Genomic DNA, 17516 nt, shown 5'->3' on the forward strand with positions numbered 1-17516 from the left:
TTAGGAACGCCGGCAGCTTCCTTGCGCCCGGAGATCCAGACATGGCTGAAGAGCTGTACAAGCGAGGAGCCGCAATCGACCCGGGCACGTCGGACTGGCGACAGCTCCTAGATGCGGCAGTCACATCTGAGAACTATGAGCGAGCGATCGAAGCCGCAGATCGACTGCTTGTCGATGCCACGGAACACGAGCTGCACGACAGCAACCCGCGTGTACGTCGACCCCTCCGCCGCCTTCTGCACTCGCTCGCTCCCCGCTGCCCGGCGCGTCCGCTTTTACCATTGCTCCGGCGCCGACGGAGCCATCCCGTCACCGGCGCTCGGTGACTGGGAGCCGGCCACGGCGAAAGATCGGCCGCCGGAGCCACGGCGCCCCCAGCGCGATCGCAGCCCCACACGCGAGCGCGAGCCCCTGCAGGTAAAACCGCGGCAGTGCCACCACCGCCTCCAGGTGGTGCTGGCCAGGGCCGATCCGCACCGCGAAGAAGCCCGGGGCGACGCGCCTCGATGCCAGCTCGACGCCGCCGTCGCGCACGCGCCAGCCGCTGTACGCCGTTGCGCGGAAGACCACGTCGACAGGCGCCTCCGCGTCGACGGTCGCCTCGTACGCGCCCGGCTCGCGCGGCACCTCGCGCACGCTGGCGCGGGCCGCGTCGCAGCCATCGTCGGCCACGGCCACGCGCTCGAGCGGGCCGCGGGTGGCCTCCAGCGCCACGAGCTCGCCGGGCGTGTCGAGCACGGTGCGCGGCTGCTCCAGGTGCTCGAAGAGCGCCGCGAGCAGATCCGCCTCCCGCCCGCGCCATACCTCGCGCACGCACCCGAGCCCCACGTAGTCCGTGCCGCCCACGCGCCGCGACAGCTCGACCTCGCCGCGCCTGTCCACGAGCGCCCACGCCTCGGGTGGCCCCGGCCGCTGCGCGGTCAGGTGGATGAGCGTGCGAATGCCGAGCGCCTCCGCGCGCGCGGCGCTCCCGGGGCGCTCGGGCGCCACCTTGAGGAAAGCCGCGGCGTGAACGCCCACATGCGCGCCCGCGCCGGTCGAGGCGGCCATCGGGACCGCGCGGCGGAGATCGGCGGCGTGCATCATGGAGCAGGTCGCGAACTCGTCCTCGACGGCGTAGCTCGCGCGGCCGGGCGGCGCCTCGGCGAGCCAGCGGGCGATGAGATCGGGGTCGAAGCCCTCGGCGGGCGGCGGGCAGCCGCGCGACGCGACGAGCGCGGCCTGCTTCTCTGCCATGACGTGGAGATCGGCCGCGCGGGCGGGGATCTCGACGGCCGCGACGAGCGCGAGCGCGGCTGGCAGGAGCCCGGCGAGCGCGGCTGGCAGGAGCCCGGCGACCGCGGGGCGCGAGCGGCGCGCGCCCCGCGCCGCCAGCGCGGCGCCGATGTGCGCGAGCGCCGCGGCCGCGAGGTCGAGCGCGCTGAGGATGGCCGCGGCCGCGACGAGCGGCAGGAGGGCGAGGGCGCGCATCGGCTGGAACAGCGAGAGCAGCGCGCGGCCGAGCGGGCCTGCGCCGACGATCCAGCCGCCGCTCATCGACAGGAGCAGCGCGACCGCCGACGCCGCGAGGACGGCCCGCGACGCCGGGGCGCGGAGGCGCGTCGCGTGCAGGAAGCAGGAGGCGATCCATGCGGAGCCGATCACCGGGGCGTGCTCGTAGTCCAGCAGGTCGCCATCCAGCATCCACGGCAGCACGCGCTCGGGCCCGAAGCCGATGTGCCGCCAGCCGAGGCCGGCAGGCCAGCCGAAGGGCGCGGCCATCGACGCGATGCCGGGGCCGTAGAGCGCGACCGCGACCAGGCCGCCGCCGGCGAGCGAGCGGAGCACGCGCGCGCACAGCCGCCGATCCCACGCGGCGATCGCGGCCGCGCCCAGGACGGCGGCGCTCACCGTGAAGACCTGCGGGTGCGTCGCCGCGCAGGCGGCGGCGAGCGCCGGCCCGAGCTCGAAGCGGGCGGGGCGGATCACCGCGGCGGCCCAGGCGATGACGAGGGGAATGACCAGGATCTGCGAGAGCAGCCCGAGGAGGAAGAACGACGGCCACCCGCCCGCGAACTGCACATACGGCGCGACCCACGCGAGCGCCACCGCGCCGGCGGCGGCCGACGCGGGCCGCGCGCCGACCGCGCGGGCCGCGGCGAGGACGACCAGCGGGGCCCCGACGAAGGCCGCGAAGCCGAGCCCCTTCACCGCGACCACCGGCGCGACGCCGAGGCGGATCAGCGCCGCGACGAGCAGCCAGCCGACCGGCGGGTAGTGCAGCGCGATCGGGAAGCCGCCGTTGTTCGTGGCGATCCACCCGTGCGGCAGGCCGCTCGTCGCGATGTCGTAGGCGATGGCGAGGTGCGAGATCGTGTCCTTCGACAGCGCGGCGCCGGGCCCGGCGAGCGCGGGCGCGTCGCGCAGCGCGGGCAGGAGCGCGACCGCCACCGCCGCGGCGGCGGCGAGCCAGGCGAAGCACGGCGCGGGCCCGTGCGCGACGGAGGCGGCCGGCGCGGGCCCGACGGGGGCTGTCGGCCCGTGCGCGACGGGTACGGCCGGTGCGGGCGCGGGCGCGGCAGGGCCGGTGGCCGCGCCGGCGCGGAGCTCGGCCAGCCGGAGGACGAGGACGCCGAGCGCGAGCAGGAGGTAGAGCATCAACAGAGCTCGCCGGCGCCCGGGTCAGCCCGGGGCGCGCTGCCAGGTGCCGAGGAGCGACCAGCCGGTGAGCGTCCGCCGCACCGACACGAGCCGCATCCGCTCCCCGACGTCGAGCGCCGCGAGGCTGCGCTCGTCGAACTTGCTCGGGTGGATGTGCTTGCGCGAGAAGCCGTCGCGGCGCGCGATCCACTCGAGCACCGTGGCCTCGAGGAGCGGCAGCGTGGACAGCCGGCCGTAGTTCGGGGTCGTGAGCAGCAGCGCGCCGCCCGGCGCGAGGCGCGCCGAGAGCCCGCGCGCCCAGCGCGACGGATCGAGGGTGTGCTCGACGACCTCCTTCGCGAGCACGACGTCGAACGGGCCCTCGAACCCGCCGCCCGTCGGGAGCTCGTACGGCCCCGGACAGACGGCGAAGCGCTCCGCGCGCGCCGGGTAGAGGCGCCGGCACGCCTCGATGGCGCGCGCGTCGAGATCACAGCCGTACAGCTCGGTCGCGGGCGGGGCGCCGGGGATCTCCCCTTCGAGGCCGCAGCCGACGACGAGCACGCGCGGGCGCGGGCCGCGGGCGGCGATGGCGCGCGCGAGGGGGCGGGTGAGCGCGCCGTGGTAGAGCGACCACGGGAACCGCTCGCGGCGGCGGTGGTTCGAGAAGTAGTCGCCGGGCGGCGCCGCCGGGTCAGCCATCGGGCCCTGCCTGCGCCACGAGCAGGTACTCGGCGGCCGCGTCGCCGCCCGGGGCGAGGCGCCCGAGCGCGTTGACCACGGCGCGCGCCACGTCGACGGTGAGCGGGCGGAGCGCTGGCATCGCGATCCAGCGGCCGGTGAGCTTGCGCATCACGTAGCCGAGCAGGCTCGGGTACAGCATGAAGTCGAACGCCCACGAGGTCGGCCGGCCCGCGATGGGCCGCGTCTCCACGAGGTCGAAGCCCGCGCGCGCGAGGTGATCGCGCCAGCCCGCCTCGTCGTAGAGGTGGACGTGCGAGAAGACGCGATCGAGCGCGTCGCCGTACGCCCGCGAGAGGCCGACAAGGCCCACGGAGCGGAGCGCCTCGGGCAGGGCGAGCTGGTACGTCCAGTCGGGCGTGGGCACGATGAGCACGAACCGCGCCCCGGGCCTGAGCGCGCGCCGGATGTTCACGAGGGCGCCGTGGAGATCGGGCACGTGCTCGAGGCTGCAGTTGGCGATGGCGCTGCCGAAGAACCCCTCGGGCAGGTGGACGTTGACGATGTTGCCGCAGATGAGCGTGCGGTACGACGCGGTCCGCTGCGCGCGCTGCACCTCGGTCGGGTTGATGTCGATGCCCCACGCCTGCTTGTCCGGGTAGGCGAGGCGCGCGAACAGGCCGTCGCCGCAGCCGACGTCGAGCAGCGGCTCCGGCAGATCGAGCTCGCGCACGGCGCGCAGCCGCACGCACTCGCGGATGGCGAGCGCCGCGGGCGCGAAGGCGTAGTAGGCGGAGAAGTCGTCCGCGTCGAGCGGCCACTCTCGGTCCATGGGAGCGCTCATCACCCGTGGAGGCGCAAGGAGCGCCGGTGCGCGCGGACCGCTTCGATCGGGTGCGGCCCGCCGGTCGATTCGACGATGGCCTCGAGGGCTCCGGGATCGAGGTGCGGCAGGGACATGCGCCGCATCCTAACATCGGCGCGGCGCTCCTCGGGTGCGGCCGAGTTTCTCGGACACGGGGATCGGCCCCTCACGACCGCGTCCGGGCACACCTCCACGGCGCCGGCGCGCTTTCGGTCGAGCCCCCACCTGCGCCGCCAAGCTCGACACCGCCTCCGCGGTCACCGCCGGCACCGGCACGCCGGTCGCGATCAAGGAGCCGACGGGCTGCCATGTTGGGTGGCGTACGGCCGCCTTGCAGCGAAGATCGCGCGTCGATAGGCTGGCACGCATGTGGATGCGTGTCGTGGCGGCGATGTCGATGGCCGGCTGTGCGTCGAGCGGGCAGACATACGCGTACGTCATCGAGTCGACCGACGCCGGCCTCGTCGTGGAGGCCAAAGGGATCTTCTTCGCCACGGAGAAGGACACGATCGCCAAGGCGCACGAGAGAGCCCGCGAGGCCTGTCCGGAGGGCTACACCGTGCTGTCCTCGAACGAGGGAATGGGCATGAGGACGGAGCGCGGCATCGTATTCCGGCTCCGCTTCCGGTGCGGTCGGGAGCCGGTCGCGCGACCCGTTGACCCTCCCTGGTTCTGCGGCCGGCAGTCTCAGGAGTGCTTCTCTTCGAGCGACGGGTGCCAGCTGCGCCTCCGCGAGCGGTGCGAATCCCTGCCACTCGACTGCCACGACTCGTGCGCATCGCAGGACGTCGCGGCGTGCTACGACGTGAGCGACCTCAGTAGCGGCGTTCGGGTGGCCACGCGATGCAGCAGCGACCTGGGCGTCTGCCAGAGCCGAAAGTTCGACGAGCTCAATCACGGAACAACACTTGCCCGGGTGAGCGAGTGCACGGAGCGCCGCTGACCCGTCGACCCAGCCGGCGCGAATACCGACCATCCGTGTTCTTCATCCAGAAGAAGGCGGAGCGAACGATCCTGTTTGCGGGCCGCGTGGCCGATCCGTCGAGGTAAGGCCTCCAAGCCCGCCGCGGCGCTGCGATCGCACCGTGTGATCAGGCCGTTGATGTCCGTTCGTGTGTCGAAAGGAAAATGCGTCGGGCCGATCGCGCGTAAGCGGTTTGCGATGCCCGCTGCTCGGGCGGACCAGCATTTTTCTTCATCTCGTCAACACGGCGTGCCAGCCTGCGCCCGCCATGCGGAACCGATTCGATCGGCTGGCGAAGGACATCGCTCAAGAGGGGATGACACCGATCGGCAAGGTCGTGACCGACGCCGAGGTCCCCGGAGAGGCGCAGCATGCGGACCTATGGTACGAACCCGACCCGGCGCGCGCGTCGGGGCGAGAGCGGCTCGGGCTCCTCGGGCGCCTCGCGGCGACGGCGTGCACCATCGAGGCCTACAGCGACACGCCGAGCGCGGACGAGGTGCGTGCATGCGTGCACAAGCACCTCGCCGTGTGGCGAAGCTATGTGGTCCGCAACCGCGCGTCCGAACCCCCGTTTCTGTGGATGTCGTCGACCGGCCGCCCAACGGCCGTGATCGCCGGCCTGCGAATGGATCCGATGGCCGGGTGGCCCGCGGGGGTGTACGAAGGCCCTGGACTGCTACGAACCGCGCTGATCGTCCTCGGCGAGCTGCCACGCGTGCGCTCGACCCTCCTGATGCGGCTGATGGGCGGAGGGCGCGTGCTGCGCGAGGCGATCGAAGATTTCCGGCGGCTGCCGGAGGACGCGCCCGAGCGCGACATCGCGCTCGGTCCTCTGCTACGCTTCCGAGCGGAGGTCGCCCAGCGCGGGCCAGCGACACCGGAAGAAGAGGAGTTCGTGATGACCACGCAGGAACTCGTCGAGCAATTCATCGAGCAGGGACGCACGCAGGGGGTCGCGCAGGGGATGGCGCAGGGGATGGCGCAGGCGACGATCGAGCTCTACGAAGCTCGGTTCGGCCCCATGCCGCCGCCTCTCCGGTTGGTCGTGGAGGCCATGCGCGACCTGCCGACGCTCCGAGCGTGGCACCTCCTCGCCGGCACCGGGACGCGCGAGGACGTGCACGAGGCCCTCGCCGCCGGTCCCTCCGAGCGCTCGTCCTGACCCCCACCGCCAGGTCATTCCTCGATCCGACCGGCGCGCCGCCAGCGCCGGGCTGGCCGGAGCGCCGCCGGCGCCTGGCTGGCCGGAGCGCCGCCCGCGCGACCCACGGCGGCCTCGGGCCATGGGCCGAAGCGCCTAGACGACGCGTCGTGCCGGGTGTTACCAAACGTAACGCGCGCCCATCGAAGCGTTACCGAACGTAACGTCGCGTGTCCGGACGACGCCACCCGGGCGTTCTCCCGGCGATGAACCGAGTAGTAGTTCGAGTCCTCATGTGACACAGTCGACGCGCGTGTGAGGGGCATGGCATCGGCCCGCGCTCTCCCGCGCGCCTCCGGACATCGACGGTGGACAGCGCAGCCATCCAGACGAGCTCTTCGATGGATCCGAGCTCGATCCAGGCGACGCTGCGCGCACGAGCGAACCGGCGCGCTCTCGGCTGAAATCAAGGAAATTCGAAAGTTCGAATGCGCTGAAGGAGCTGCTGATCGGGGGCGGTGCGCCGAGGGGCAATTCGAACGATCGCGAACACGGCAATCTTTCGAGCGTCGAGGACCATGCGAAGAATACTTTGTGCTCTTCTGTTTTTGGCTGTCGCCGGCTGCGGCGATGACACGGACACCACGACGTCGAGCAGCACGTCCAGCTCGACGTCCAGCTCGAGCAGCGCGGCGGCGAGCTCCGGCGGGGGTGATGCCTCTGGCGGCGGCGGCGGCGGTGGCGGCGGCGACACCGGCGGGGGCGGCGCTGGCGCCACCGGCGGCGGCGGCGAGGCCACGGGCGGCGGGGGCGGCGCCGGCGGCGGCGGTGGCGCCGGCGGCGCGGCGGAGGCGCACTGGGTCGGGACGTGGACGACCGGTCCGCAGCTGACCGAGACCAACAACAACCCGCCCGAGCCGGGCCTGACCAACAACACGCTTCGCCAGGTGATCTATACCTCGATCGGCGGCAAGGGCGTGCGGCTGCTGCTCTCGAACGAGTACGGCGACGGGCCGGTGACCATGGAGTCGGTCCACATCGCGGAGTCGACGACCGCCGACGGCATCAACGTGGCCACCGACCATGCCCTGAAGTTCGCGGGCGCCGATTCGGTGTCCATCGCGGTGGGCAAGACGGTCTTCTCCGATCCGATCGAGTACACCATCAAGCCCAACACCAAGATGGCGGTGACCATCAAGTTCGGCGCCGTGCCGGCCGGGATCACCGGGCACCCGGGCTCGCGGACCAACTCGTACATCCAGACCGGCAACGGGGTCTCGGCGGCGAGCCTGACCTCCCCTGTGTCCACGGCTCACTGGTACTACATCACGGGCCTCGACGTCGACGCGGCTCCCGAGGCGGCGGCGGTCGTCATCCTGGGTGACTCGATCACCGATGGTCGCGGCTCGGACACGGACGGGAACACCCGCTGGCCGGACTTCCTGTCTCGCCGGCTGCGGTCCAATCAGGGGACCCAGCAGGTCGCCGTGCTGAACCTGGGCATCGGCGGGGGCACCGTGCTCGCCGGCGGGCTCGGGCCGACGGCCAAGGCCCGCTTCCAGCGCGACGTCCTGGACCAGCGCGGCGCGAAATGGCTGATCACGTTCATCGGCGTGAACGACATCGGCAACGACAGCCAGCCGCCCGTCGCCGACAACCTGATCGCGGCCTATGGCGAGTTCATCACCAAGGCGCACGACAAAGGGATGCTCGTTTACGGAGCGCCCATCACGCCGTTCGGTGGCAACGGGTACTACTCCGCCGCGCACGAGGCCACCCGCCAGACGGTCAACACCTGGATCCGCACGAGCAACAAGTTCGACAAGGTCATCGATTTCGAGCCGGCCGTCGTCGACCCCAGCGATGCGACCAAGCTGAAGGCTGACCTCGACTTCCAGGATGACGGGCTGCACTTCAACCCGACCGGCCTGGAGGCGCTGGCGAACGTCGTCGACCTCTTGCTGTTCGTCCCCCAGCCCAAGTAGAGCGGAGGCCGCTCTGGGGGGCGTGGGGGGCGCCCGATCGGGCGCGCGGAGCTCCGAGCTCCCGCGCGCCCGGCGAAGGCCACCCGCTCCCCCGGTGGAGAAAGCGCCTCGGTCCTCGTAGGGCGCCATGACCGGTAACCTGGACAACTGAGCCGATAACGTTGACGCGTTGCGCTATGCGTCCTCGCGTATTCAGCCGCAACGGTCCTGAGTAGCCTTGTCCCATGCGCGGAGGAGACGACACGGAGGCCAGCGCGACGGATGGCGCGCCCGTGCTCGTGGCGGCGGCCGCGATCGGGGCGAGGCGCTGGATCGAGGTGGCGCCGTGAGCCGGATCCTTCTGGTCGAGGACGAGGTCGTCATCCGCACGGAGCTCCGGCGGCTGCTCGCTCGTCATGGTCACGACGTCATCGAGGCGGGGTCGGTCGAGGATGCCTCGGCGGATCACGATCTGCGCACGTTCGATCTGGTGCTGGCCGACGTGCGCCTGCCGGGGGCGCCGGGCACAGCGCTCGTCGGGCAGTGCGGCGGCGCGCCTGTCGTGCTCATGACGAGCTACGCCACGGTGAAGGCGGCCGTGGACGCCGTGAAGCGCGGCGCCGCGGATTACCTGTCGAAGCCGTTCGACCACGCCGAGCTGGTCGCCCTCGTCGACCACCATCTGCCCGGCGCGCGGCCTGCGCGGGGCGCGCCGTCCGACGCCGCGCCGCGCGACTCGGTGCCCGCGCCGTCCGCGCCGCCCACATCGGAAGACGACGAGCTCGAGGGCATGGTCGGCGGCTCTGCGGCCATGCGGGAGGTGTTCGCGCGGGTGCGCAAGGTCGCGCCGAGCGAGGCGACGCTGCTCGTCCTCGGCGAGAGCGGCACGGGCAAGGAGACGCTCGCCCGCGCCGTGCACCGGTTGAGCCCGCGCCGGCAGATGGCGTTCGTTCCGGTCCACTGCGCGGCCATCCCCGAGGGGCAGATCGAGGGGGAGCTCTTCGGATACGAGCGCGGCGCCGTCCCCGGCGCGATCTCGGCGCGCGCCGGGCTCTGCGAGGCCGCGGAGGGCGGGACGCTGCTGCTCGACGAGATCGGCGAGCTGCCGCCGAAGGTCCAGGCGCGGCTCCTCCGCTTCCTCCAGACGGGCGAGGTGCGGCGCGTGGGCGCGACCCGCGCCCGGCGCGTCGACGTGCGCCTCATCGCGGCGACGCGCCGAGATCTCGTGGCGATGGTGCGCGACGGATCGTTCATGAGCGACCTCTACTTCCGGCTGCGGGTCCTCGAGATCCGCCTCCCGCCGCTGCGCGAGCGGCCGGGCGATGCGGTGCGCCTCGCGGAGTCGCTGCTGAGGCGGCGCGCGTGGGCGATGGGCCGCGCGCCGCTGACGCTGACGCCGGAGGCGCGCGCCGCCATCGCGGCGGCCCCCTGGCCTGGCAACATCCGGGAGCTGGAGAACGCCGTTCACCGCGCGATGGTCCTCGCCGACGCGAGCGAGATCGGGCTGGATCTGCTCGGGCTCGACGCGCCCCCTCAACCGACTCCGCCCGCGCCTGCCGCGGACGCGCACGAGGGAGAGCCCCCGTCCGACTCCCTCGAGGGCTATTTCCGCCGCTTCGTCCTCGAGCACCAGCACGAGCTGACGGAGACCGAGATCGCCCGCCGGCTCGGCATCAGCCGCAAGGCGCTGTGGGAGCGGCGGCAGCGGCTCGGGATCCCCCGGCCGCGATCCTGAGCCGCCATCGACGGCGACGCGCGTGTCAATTTGGGTTGACTGGCTCGATGTGAACGTTCACAATTGACTCAGGTGCGCTCGGGCAGGGCGGTTACCTGACCAGGCCCCTCCTGGGGTCGGCATTCTTGGCGGAAAATTGAACAGGGAGCCGGGGAGCCGGGGAGATTGGTGGGAGTTGATTCCCCGTCTTCTCACCTCCCTGTGAGTTCCCCCGAAAAACTTGTGGCGATGCTTCAGGGCGGCCGTCGCGCGACCACGGCGGGTCGTCCCGGCCAAGGAGCGGCGTCGCCTGGACGCGTCCATTTTTCATTTTTCTGAAAGCCGCGCGCCGCGCGCTCACGCTGACACCTCTTAATCGGGCCATGACCATGCACTTCTCTTCCCAACCTCCCAGCACCCGCTCTCTCAACCGACGCGCAGGCGGTACGGCGTCTGCTGTCTGTCTTCTCGCTCTCCTTGCAGGGTGTAGCGGGGAGTCGCAGGTGGGCGACGGCGATGGCGGCAGCGGCGGCGGCGGCACCACGGGCGCGACGACCGGCCCCGGGATGGGCGTTTCGAGCAGCAGCGGCTCGGGCGGGAGCAATGGCCAGACGACGAGCGTCGGTTCGACGAGCGCCAGCGGAGGCTCGGACGCGACCGGAGGCGGTGACCCCGGTACCGGCGGCGGCGGTGACGGCGGCGACGGCGGCGGCGCCCCGGCTGTCTGCCCCGAGACCTACTCCAATCCTCTCCTCTGGCAGGACCTCCCCGACCTCGAGGTCATTCGCGTCGACGACACCTACTACTACACGGCGTCCACGTTCCACCATGCGCCGGGAGCGCCCCTGCTCCGCTCCTACGATCTGGTCCACTGGGAGTACGTTTCACACTCCGTTCCCCTGCTGGACGTCGACCCGTCGTACGACCTGAGCGGGGGCCGATCCTATGTCAACGGCATCTGGGCGTCGACGCTCCAGTACCGGGAGAGCAACAAGACCTTCTACTGGATGGGCTGCATGCACAACAAGGGCGGCGGCTGGGTCTTCACATCCAAGTCCCCGGAAGGTCCGTGGGAAAAGCACAAGGGTGGCTGTTACTACGACATGGGGTTGTTGATCGACGACGACGACACCATGTACGTGGCCTCCGGAAACAACACGATCAGCGTGGCGCAGCTGAGCGCGGACGGCTTCAGCCAGGTCAAGAGTCAGACGGTGTTCCAGACGCCGGGCGACCTCTCCGGACCGCTGGAGGGCTCTCGCTTCATCAAGAAGGACGGAGTCTACTACATCTTCACCACGCAATACGCGAACGGTGAGTATGTGCTGCGCTCGACGAAGGGGCCCTTTGGTCCCTACGAAATGCGGCCCTTCGCGGTGAGGGTGCCCTACGCCGGCGCTCCGGGCTCCGGCGGCTCCCCGCACCAGGGCGGCATCGTCCAGACGCAGAACGGCGACTGGTACTACCTCGGGTTCAACGACTCGTACCCGGCCGGCCGCATCCCGGTGATGGCCCCGATGACCTGGAACGACGGCTGGCCCTCGCTCACGCTGGTGGACGGCAAGTGGGGAGGTACGTATCCCTTCCCGGACCTGCCTTGCGGATCGAATCGAGTGAAGCCGCCTGTGACCAAGGACACCTTCGCGGAGGCGACCCTGCGTCCAGAGTGGGAGTGGAACCACAACCCCGACAGCACCAAGTGGTCCTCAGGGGCTGGGCTGACGCTGCAGACGGCGACGGTGACCGACGATCTGTACGCCGCTCGAAACACGCTGACGCGCCGTATCGAAGGACCCGTCTCGATCGGGACGATCGAGCTCGACTACAGCAAGATGCAGAACGGCGACGTCGCCGGCCTGGCCGCCCTGCGCGACGTATCGGCGTGGATCGGGGTCAAGAAGGCCAGCGGGGGAGCGCGCGTCGTGATGACCAACGGCGTCAACATGAACACCTCCTGGGCCACGACGGGCAAGGGCACCGAGGCGGCTGGCGCGGACGTGTCCGGCGGCAAGATCTGGCTGCGCGTGGAGGCCAACGTCCGCTCGGATGGCGGCGGCGCGCAGGCGCGCTTCTCCTACAGCACGGACGGCACCCGATTCACCAACCTGGGCAACACGCTCAGCATGAACAAGAACTGGCAGTACTTCCTCGGCTACCGGTTCGGCATCTTCAACTACGCCACGCAGTCGCTGGGCGGCTCGGTGAAGGTCGCTTCCTTCGAGGTAACCAAGCCGTAAGATGCGAGCCGACCGCCCGCATGGTCATCGGCGTGACCGAGAGCGAGAGCCCCACGGGCGCGCTCGAGGGCGCGTTGGGGCGCTCGCCGGGTCGTGCGCCGTGTGGGGCGGCGTCGACCCGGCGGCGTTCATCGATGGCGATGGAGAGGCGCGTGTTGGCGGGGGATTGCCCCCCAGGAGCCGCTCATGCAGCGGGCCGCGGGGAGGGCGGAGCGGGGCGAGCCTACTTCTTCGTCGGCGCGGGCGCGCCGCTCTGGATCCAGCTGCGGAGGGCCGAAAGCTCGGCGCTCGTCAGGCTCGGCTTGCCGTCCGCGGCCTGCGGCATGACGCCCGTCTGGCAGGTGCCGCCTGCGGAAGGCCTGCATCCGGCGTTCCCGGCCGTCCCTGCGACCTTGAGGTAGAGCCAGCTCTGGTCCGGGTTCCCCGGGACCACGAGCTTGAACTGCCCACCGCCCCTGGCCGTCTTGTTGACGAGGCCCGCGACGATGTCCGCCGAGCTGATGTCGCCGCCGAGCGACAGACCGGCTTGGGGACCGGTCGACGGCGCAGCGTGGCAGCCGCTGCACTTGTGGATCGCGCTCTCGAAGATCGGACGGATGGTCTCGTGGAAGACGCCGGACTCCTCGGGCAGGGGATTTCCGGGATCCGGATCCGGCGTCAGGTCGGGATTGATGACCTGAGCGATCGCGTCCATCTCGTAACACTGGGCAGCGACCGCGTCCTTCAGCTTCTGATCGGTGGGCGACATGCCCTTGGCGACACGGTACTTCTCCCAGACATTGTCGATCCAGCCGTGCAGCTTCCAGAACATGTAGTTGTCGATGTTCGTGAACTGGTTGCCGAGGCCGTGGTCGGTGTTCTGGGAGCGCACCCACTTGAAGTGGAGATCGCCGTGCAGGCCGCTGGCCTGCTGGTTGGTGCCCGGGATGGCCTGGCCGGCGAAGCACTGGAGCCACATGCCGAGCGCGCCCTCGTCCGGGAAGCGGCTCAGGTTCTCCGGCTTGTCGATCTCGTCGCCGATCTTCGCGTTGGCGAGCGTCGTGGCGCTCCAGGGCCTGAAGTCCGATCTCCACTGCTGAGGCACCTCCTCCGCCGTCGTGGGGAACTTCTTGAAGCCCTCGAACTGCTCCGAGTGCTTCGGCCAGAGCTGCTTCAGCGACTGGATCATGTGCCGGTGCATGGCGAGGAACTGGAAGCCGTCGCCCGTGCTCTTGCACTCCTGGTCCGACGGGACTGGGACCGCCGATTTGCAGATATTGACCCTGCTCATGCCCATGCCGCCGGTGCAGCGCCGGATGCTATGCCACTCGAAGTGGGCGGCTTGCCATTCGTTCTCCTCCATCCAGGAGATGACCTCCGGCTGAACCGTGAGATCGATCTGACCGTTCTTCGTGAACTCCGCCGAACCGTCCTTCATCGTCGCGTCGGTGGGATGGGGATCGTAACCGTCCACGCAATGATCCTTCGGGTGCGTGTCGCCCGTTCCGCTCGATCCGCCGGTGCCGCCGGCGGGATCTCCGGTGGACGAGGAGGAGCCCGTCGTCGCGGTGGAGGTCGAGGGGACGCCGGCGCCGGCGCCGCTGGTGCTTGCGCCGGGACCGGTGCTGGTGCCGGTGCCGGTCAACGAGGAAGTCGAGGTGGAGGTGGGCACGTCGCCGCCGCCTGCTCCACCGGTGCCCCCGGCGTCGGGATCGTCGCCGCTACAGGCTCCCAGCACCAAGGCGGTAATGCACGAGAGTAATCCGAATGTGCGTTGCGAGATCTTGCCCAATGACACGGTGGACGGACCTGCCTGATCGTTGATTCGCATGGTGCTCCTCGTTACCGCTGGATGCCGGACCGCTGGGTGCCGGGCGCATGCTTCCGCGCGGCCGCTGAGCCAGACGCCAGATGGAGCATCGGCCAACCGCCGGTAGCATTTGCGTAGCACGAGGTTTTCGAGCGGAGAAGCGGGTGTAAATTTGCTGCGAAACGATCGTCGCCGTCTTTGGATGAGGCGTGGGGGAAGGGAAAGTAAAGAGTTTTTAATAAGTCAAGGGTGATTCGCCGCTCACCCCAGGTGATGAAAGGCGCGTTGCGCCATCCGGCTTCCGCCTGGAAAAGTGAAGCTGTACCGATGGCTGATCGTCGTCATGAGCTATCGACCCGCTCAGGCCGGTGACGGACCAGGTCATCGCGATGCCGCTGGTCGGCTCCCTGGACGCGCCTCGGCGACCTCGTGACGCCTCGAACCCTGAAGGAGGGTATCGCGTTCACCCTGCGGCGCGAGCGCCGCGGCTCTCGGGCGCCGGCGCGCGAGTGGGCTGCTCGATGAGCTCTCGGCGATCGTCACGGAGCATGTCGGGCGGCCCGCGGGCGCATCTTCTCGCTCGTTGACCCTCTCGCGCGACGCGATCTACCGTGCGACCGCCCCCCATGAACCTCCACGTCGTCCGCCAAGGCGAGCACCCGGCTGCCATGGCGCGTCGCTGCTGAGCGAGGCGATGCTTCCGGCGGACGAGGTCATCAAGAAGCTCGTGCACGTGCTCGCGCCGTACCTCGGCGAGAACATGGCGCGCGCGGCCGTGCGCAGCCAGGCGGACAAGCTGGCGTTCAAGCACGGGCGCCTGTCCCCGGCCGACGTGGAGCGCCTGCTCGCCGCGGTCGCGCCGGGGCTCGGCGTGTTCGTCGGGCGGGACAAGGCGCAGCGGATCCTCGACGATGCGCGCGCCGCCATCGGCGCGCCGGGAGGAGATCCATGACGCGAGTCCCCGTTCGCCGCGTGGCGCCGGTGGTGGTGACGATCGTGTGCGCGGTGTACGTCCCGCGCCTCCTGCCGCAGGCCGCGGCGCTCTCGGAGCGGCTCCTCCCCACGCCGGTCGTCGATACCGTGGGTCCGCTCGTGCGGCTCGCGTGCCTCGCGGTCGCCGCCGTGTTCGGCCTGCGCAGCGCCGCGCGCCTCGAGCGCGACAACCCGGCGCGCGGCCCGTGGTTCCTCCTCGGCGCCTGGCTCGCGCTCTTCACCCTGGGCCAGGTCGGGCTCGTGTACTACCCGCTCGTCGCGCGCGCGCCCACGCCGCTGCCGTCGATCGCGGACGCCGCGTTCCTCCTCGGATATGCGCTGTTGATCGCCGCGTCGGTGCGCTTCGTCTTCGTGTACCGCGCCGCCGGCTTCCCCGTCGGCAGCGCGCGCGAGCACCTCGGCATCGCCGCGGGCGCGGCGGCGGCGATGGCGATCGTCGGTTATCCCGTGCTCGCCCCGATCGCGCGCGCGCCGGTGCCGCTCGGCGAGCGGCTCATCAACATCGCCTATCCCATCCTCGATCTGATCGCGCTCGTCCCCGCGCTGGTGATGCTGCGGATCACCCGGGCCTTCCGCGGCGGCAAGGTGTGGGCCATCTGGGGATCGCTGCTCGCGGGCTGCGCGCTCATGGCCGCGGGAGACATCCTGTTCGCGTTCTTCTCCTCGGCGAATATGACGGCGTTCGGGCCGGGCGTGGACATGATGTTGCTCCTCGGGTATTTCGCCGCGGCGTGCGGGACGATGCTGCAATACGAGACGATCACCGACTGACGACGGGGGGGGCGGTACACGCCGCAGGGGAGCCGTCGCCGAGGCGCAGACCGTTCCAGGCAGCGCGCGATGTCACGGTGAGAGCGTGACGTCGGGTGTGACATGTCACGCCCCCGGCCGTGACATGTCACGCCGCTGTCGCGGTCGGGGGTGTGACATGTCACGGCGGCTCGCCGGGCGGAGACGTCGACCCGCTGGCCTGGCGCGCGCCGCGGCTCGCCCAGTTCGGCCGGATTTGCCGCATCGGTACGCTTTCGCTGCCCCGATCAACGTCACGCTGGCGAGGGCGCGCCTGGCGGCATGCGCGTTGCAAAGTCACTCGATGACTCGATGGCTCGATGACTCGATGGCTCGCAACACCCGTCCAGGGGCGCGCGGCACCGCCGCGCCATCACACGGAGCGGAGCGTCATGATGTCTGCGCCGATACCGATGACGACAATGAATCTCCTCACGAGGTACCTCTCTGTCGAAGAGCCGATCGACGGGGCGCTCCTCCGCGCCAACGTGCCGAGCCCGCTGTCCTCTGTCGCGTTTCATGAGGACGTCGAGTGCATCCGCAGGTCGTTCGCCGCGGGGTTCCCGGTTCACCTGGCGATCCACCGGGTGGACAGCGCCGAGGCGGCGCGCCGGGACTACACGGCGCTGCACACCCACGACGGCCCGGAGATCAACGTGATCCTCCCTGATCCCACGGGCCTCGAGTACCGCATCGAGCTCGGTTCCCGCGTCCACCACGTCACCGAGAGCACGAGCATCTGGATCCCGCCGGGCGTCCCGCACTCCGCGAACGTGGTCCGGGGCTCTGGCTACCTCATCGCCGTGCGCTTCGATGACGGGGGTGCGAGATGAGACGTGACCTTCCTCGGAACCTCGACAGGGACGCCGGCGTGAGGGGGCCCGCCGTGGCCGCGTCGAGCCCCGCGCAGGCCTACCGGAATGCGAGCCTCTGGCAGAGGGGGCGCGGCCAGCGCCTCATCGCGTTCGCCGGCGTGAGGCCGGGCGAGCTCGTGCTCGACCTCGGCTGCGGCACCGGCGGCCTCACGCGGCAGCTCGCCGAGCTCGTGGGCCCCGACGGGCGCGTCCTGGGGATCGATCCGGACGAGGCGCGGATCGAGCTCGCCCGGCGCACCGCAGGGGCGCCCAACCTGGAGTTCCAGGTGGCGGCGGCCGAGACCCTCGGCGAGGTCGCCCGGAACCGCCCCTTCGATCTCGTCTTCTCGAACTTCGTGTTCCACTGGATCCGCGACAAGCGAGCGGTCCTCCGCCTCATGCGCGACCTGCTCCGCCCCGCGGGGCGCATCCTCGTCCAGTGCGTCTCGTCGCTCCCTGCGCTCGTCGGGGAGCTCTCGCGGCTCGCCGACCCTTCGGGGGAGCGGATCCTGCGGGACTTCGCCTTCGAGGAGGCCGCGGCGCTCGCGCACCACGTCGAGGGCGCCGGGCTGCAGCTGCTCCGCCTGGAGGAGCAGCATGGAACTCACGTGTATCCGACGCTCGACGCGCTGCTGAGGTGGTGGCAGGCGACGACCCACGACCGGTTCGACCCGCGGACCGTCGAGCCCGCGGCGCTCTCGCGGTTCGCCGAGCAGCACGGCGACGGCGGCGCGTTCCGGGTGCGCGAGACGTTCTGCTGGTTCGAGGCGCGGCTCGCCCCGGCGCACTCGTGGGGACGCGGCGGCTGACCGGGCCCCGTGTTCGACGAGCGCGGCGCTCCGGTGCGGCCCGATTCGCTTGACCCCGTTGCCACGTCCCCGTTCTTTCCTGAGGTGGGCTACC

Annotated in this window: 14 protein-coding genes; 10 read left to right on the forward strand and 4 right to left on the reverse strand. The window is 71.0% G+C overall.

Annotated features, from left to right (window positions below; all coding sequences use genetic code 11):
• Positions 1-309: 309 nt before the first annotated feature.
• From POL72_RS47365 to POL72_RS47375, 3 genes are read right to left on the reverse strand one after another with little or no spacing between them, the layout of a single operon-like run.
• On the reverse strand, positions 310-2637 hold the full coding sequence (locus tag POL72_RS47365; protein ID WP_272103690.1) for a hypothetical protein: 2328 nt from the start codon (positions 2635-2637) through the stop codon (positions 310-312).
• 24 nt (positions 2638-2661) lie between these two features.
• Positions 2662-3321, reverse strand: coding sequence for a class I SAM-dependent methyltransferase (locus POL72_RS47370; RefSeq protein WP_272103692.1), 660 nt, complete (start codon positions 3319-3321; stop codon positions 2662-2664).
• Positions 3314-4132 (reverse strand): class I SAM-dependent methyltransferase, encoded by an 819-nt coding sequence (locus tag POL72_RS47375; RefSeq protein WP_272103694.1) that lies wholly within the window; start codon positions 4130-4132, stop codon positions 3314-3316. The genes POL72_RS47370 and POL72_RS47375 overlap by 8 nt, the downstream gene beginning before the upstream one ends.
• Before the next feature lie 400 nt (positions 4133-4532).
• Here POL72_RS47375 and POL72_RS47380 point away from each other — a divergent pair, with 400 nt between their 5' ends.
• The 5 genes from POL72_RS47380 (at position 4533) to POL72_RS47400 (ending at position 12188) form a co-directional block, all read left to right on the forward strand.
• Positions 4533-5108: a hypothetical protein gene (locus POL72_RS47380; RefSeq protein WP_272103695.1), complete on the forward strand. Its 576-nt coding sequence runs from the start codon at positions 4533-4535 to the stop codon at positions 5106-5108.
• A 289-nt stretch (positions 5109-5397) separates the two neighbouring features.
• Positions 5398-6294 (forward strand): hypothetical protein, encoded by an 897-nt coding sequence (locus tag POL72_RS47385; protein WP_272103697.1) that lies wholly within the window; start codon positions 5398-5400, stop codon positions 6292-6294.
• A gap of 557 nt (positions 6295-6851) precedes the next feature.
• The gene (locus POL72_RS47390; RefSeq protein WP_272103698.1) at positions 6852-8258 is read left to right on the forward strand and encodes an SGNH/GDSL hydrolase family protein; all 1407 of its coding nucleotides are present in this window, start codon (positions 6852-6854) and stop codon (positions 8256-8258) included.
• Between the two features lie 325 nt (positions 8259-8583).
• A complete protein-coding gene (locus POL72_RS47395; protein ID WP_272103700.1) occupies positions 8584-9972 on the forward strand; it encodes a sigma-54-dependent transcriptional regulator in 1389 nt (462 codons plus the stop codon).
• A 482-nt stretch (positions 9973-10454) separates the two neighbouring features.
• Entirely contained in the window at positions 10455-12188 is a 1734-nt protein-coding gene (locus tag POL72_RS47400; protein ID WP_272103702.1) for a glycoside hydrolase family 43 protein, read from the forward strand.
• 223 nt (positions 12189-12411) lie between these two features.
• Here the strand turns inward: POL72_RS47400 and POL72_RS47405 are convergent, their stop codons facing one another.
• On the reverse strand, positions 12412-13641 hold the full coding sequence (locus tag POL72_RS47405) for a hypothetical protein (protein WP_272103704.1): 1230 nt from the start codon (positions 13639-13641) through the stop codon (positions 12412-12414).
• A 67-nt stretch (positions 13642-13708) separates the two neighbouring features.
• Here POL72_RS47405 and POL72_RS47410 point away from each other — a divergent pair, with 67 nt between their 5' ends.
• From POL72_RS47410 to POL72_RS47430, 5 genes are all read left to right on the forward strand, one after another.
• Complete coding sequence (locus POL72_RS47410; protein ID WP_272103706.1) at positions 13709-13984, forward strand: hypothetical protein; 276 nt, start codon at positions 13709-13711, stop codon at positions 13982-13984.
• 687 nt (positions 13985-14671) lie between these two features.
• Positions 14672-14929: a hypothetical protein gene (locus POL72_RS47415; RefSeq protein WP_272103707.1), complete on the forward strand. Its 258-nt coding sequence runs from the start codon at positions 14672-14674 to the stop codon at positions 14927-14929.
• On the forward strand, positions 14926-15741 hold the full coding sequence (locus POL72_RS47420) for a hypothetical protein (protein ID WP_272103708.1): 816 nt from the start codon (positions 14926-14928) through the stop codon (positions 15739-15741). The genes POL72_RS47415 and POL72_RS47420 overlap by 4 nt, the downstream gene beginning before the upstream one ends.
• Positions 15742-16172: 431 nt before the next feature.
• On the forward strand, positions 16173-16592 hold the full coding sequence (locus POL72_RS47425; protein WP_272103710.1) for a cupin domain-containing protein: 420 nt from the start codon (positions 16173-16175) through the stop codon (positions 16590-16592).
• Positions 16589-17422 carry a class I SAM-dependent methyltransferase gene (locus POL72_RS47430; protein ID WP_272103712.1) on the forward strand — a complete coding sequence of 278 codons (834 nt, stop codon included), beginning with the start codon at positions 16589-16591 and terminating at the stop codon, positions 17420-17422. The genes POL72_RS47425 and POL72_RS47430 overlap by 4 nt, the downstream gene beginning before the upstream one ends.
• Positions 17423-17516: the final 94 nt, after the last annotated feature.

It is taken from the genome of Sorangium aterium (assembly GCF_028368935.1).
GTDB lineage: Bacteria > Myxococcota_A > Polyangia > Polyangiales > Polyangiaceae > Sorangium > Sorangium atrum.

Bases quoted from the DNA above. Each gene is read 5' to 3' on its own strand.
- POL72_RS47385 (WP_272103697.1), top strand. From the start codon at position 5,398: ATGCGGAACCGATTCGATCGGCTGGCGAAGGACATCGCTCAAGAGGGG.
- POL72_RS47370 (WP_272103692.1), bottom strand. From the start codon at position 3,321: ATGGCTGACCCGGCGGCGCCGCCCGGCGACTACTTCTCGAACCACCGC.
- POL72_RS47365 (WP_272103690.1), bottom strand. From the start codon at position 2,637: ATGCTCTACCTCCTGCTCGCGCTCGGCGTCCTCGTCCTCCGGCTGGCC.
- POL72_RS47415 (WP_272103707.1), top strand. From the start codon at position 14,672: ATGCTTCCGGCGGACGAGGTCATCAAGAAGCTCGTGCACGTGCTCGCG.
- POL72_RS47390 (WP_272103698.1), top strand. From the start codon at position 6,852: ATGCGAAGAATACTTTGTGCTCTTCTGTTTTTGGCTGTCGCCGGCTGC.
- POL72_RS47425 (WP_272103710.1), top strand. From the start codon at position 16,173: ATGACGACAATGAATCTCCTCACGAGGTACCTCTCTGTCGAAGAGCCG.
- POL72_RS47430 (WP_272103712.1), top strand. From the start codon at position 16,589: ATGAGACGTGACCTTCCTCGGAACCTCGACAGGGACGCCGGCGTGAGG.
- POL72_RS47375 (WP_272103694.1), bottom strand. From the start codon at position 4,132: ATGGACCGAGAGTGGCCGCTCGACGCGGACGACTTCTCCGCCTACTAC.
- POL72_RS47380 (WP_272103695.1), top strand. From the start codon at position 4,533: ATGTGGATGCGTGTCGTGGCGGCGATGTCGATGGCCGGCTGTGCGTCG.
- POL72_RS47420 (WP_272103708.1), top strand. From the start codon at position 14,926: ATGACGCGAGTCCCCGTTCGCCGCGTGGCGCCGGTGGTGGTGACGATC.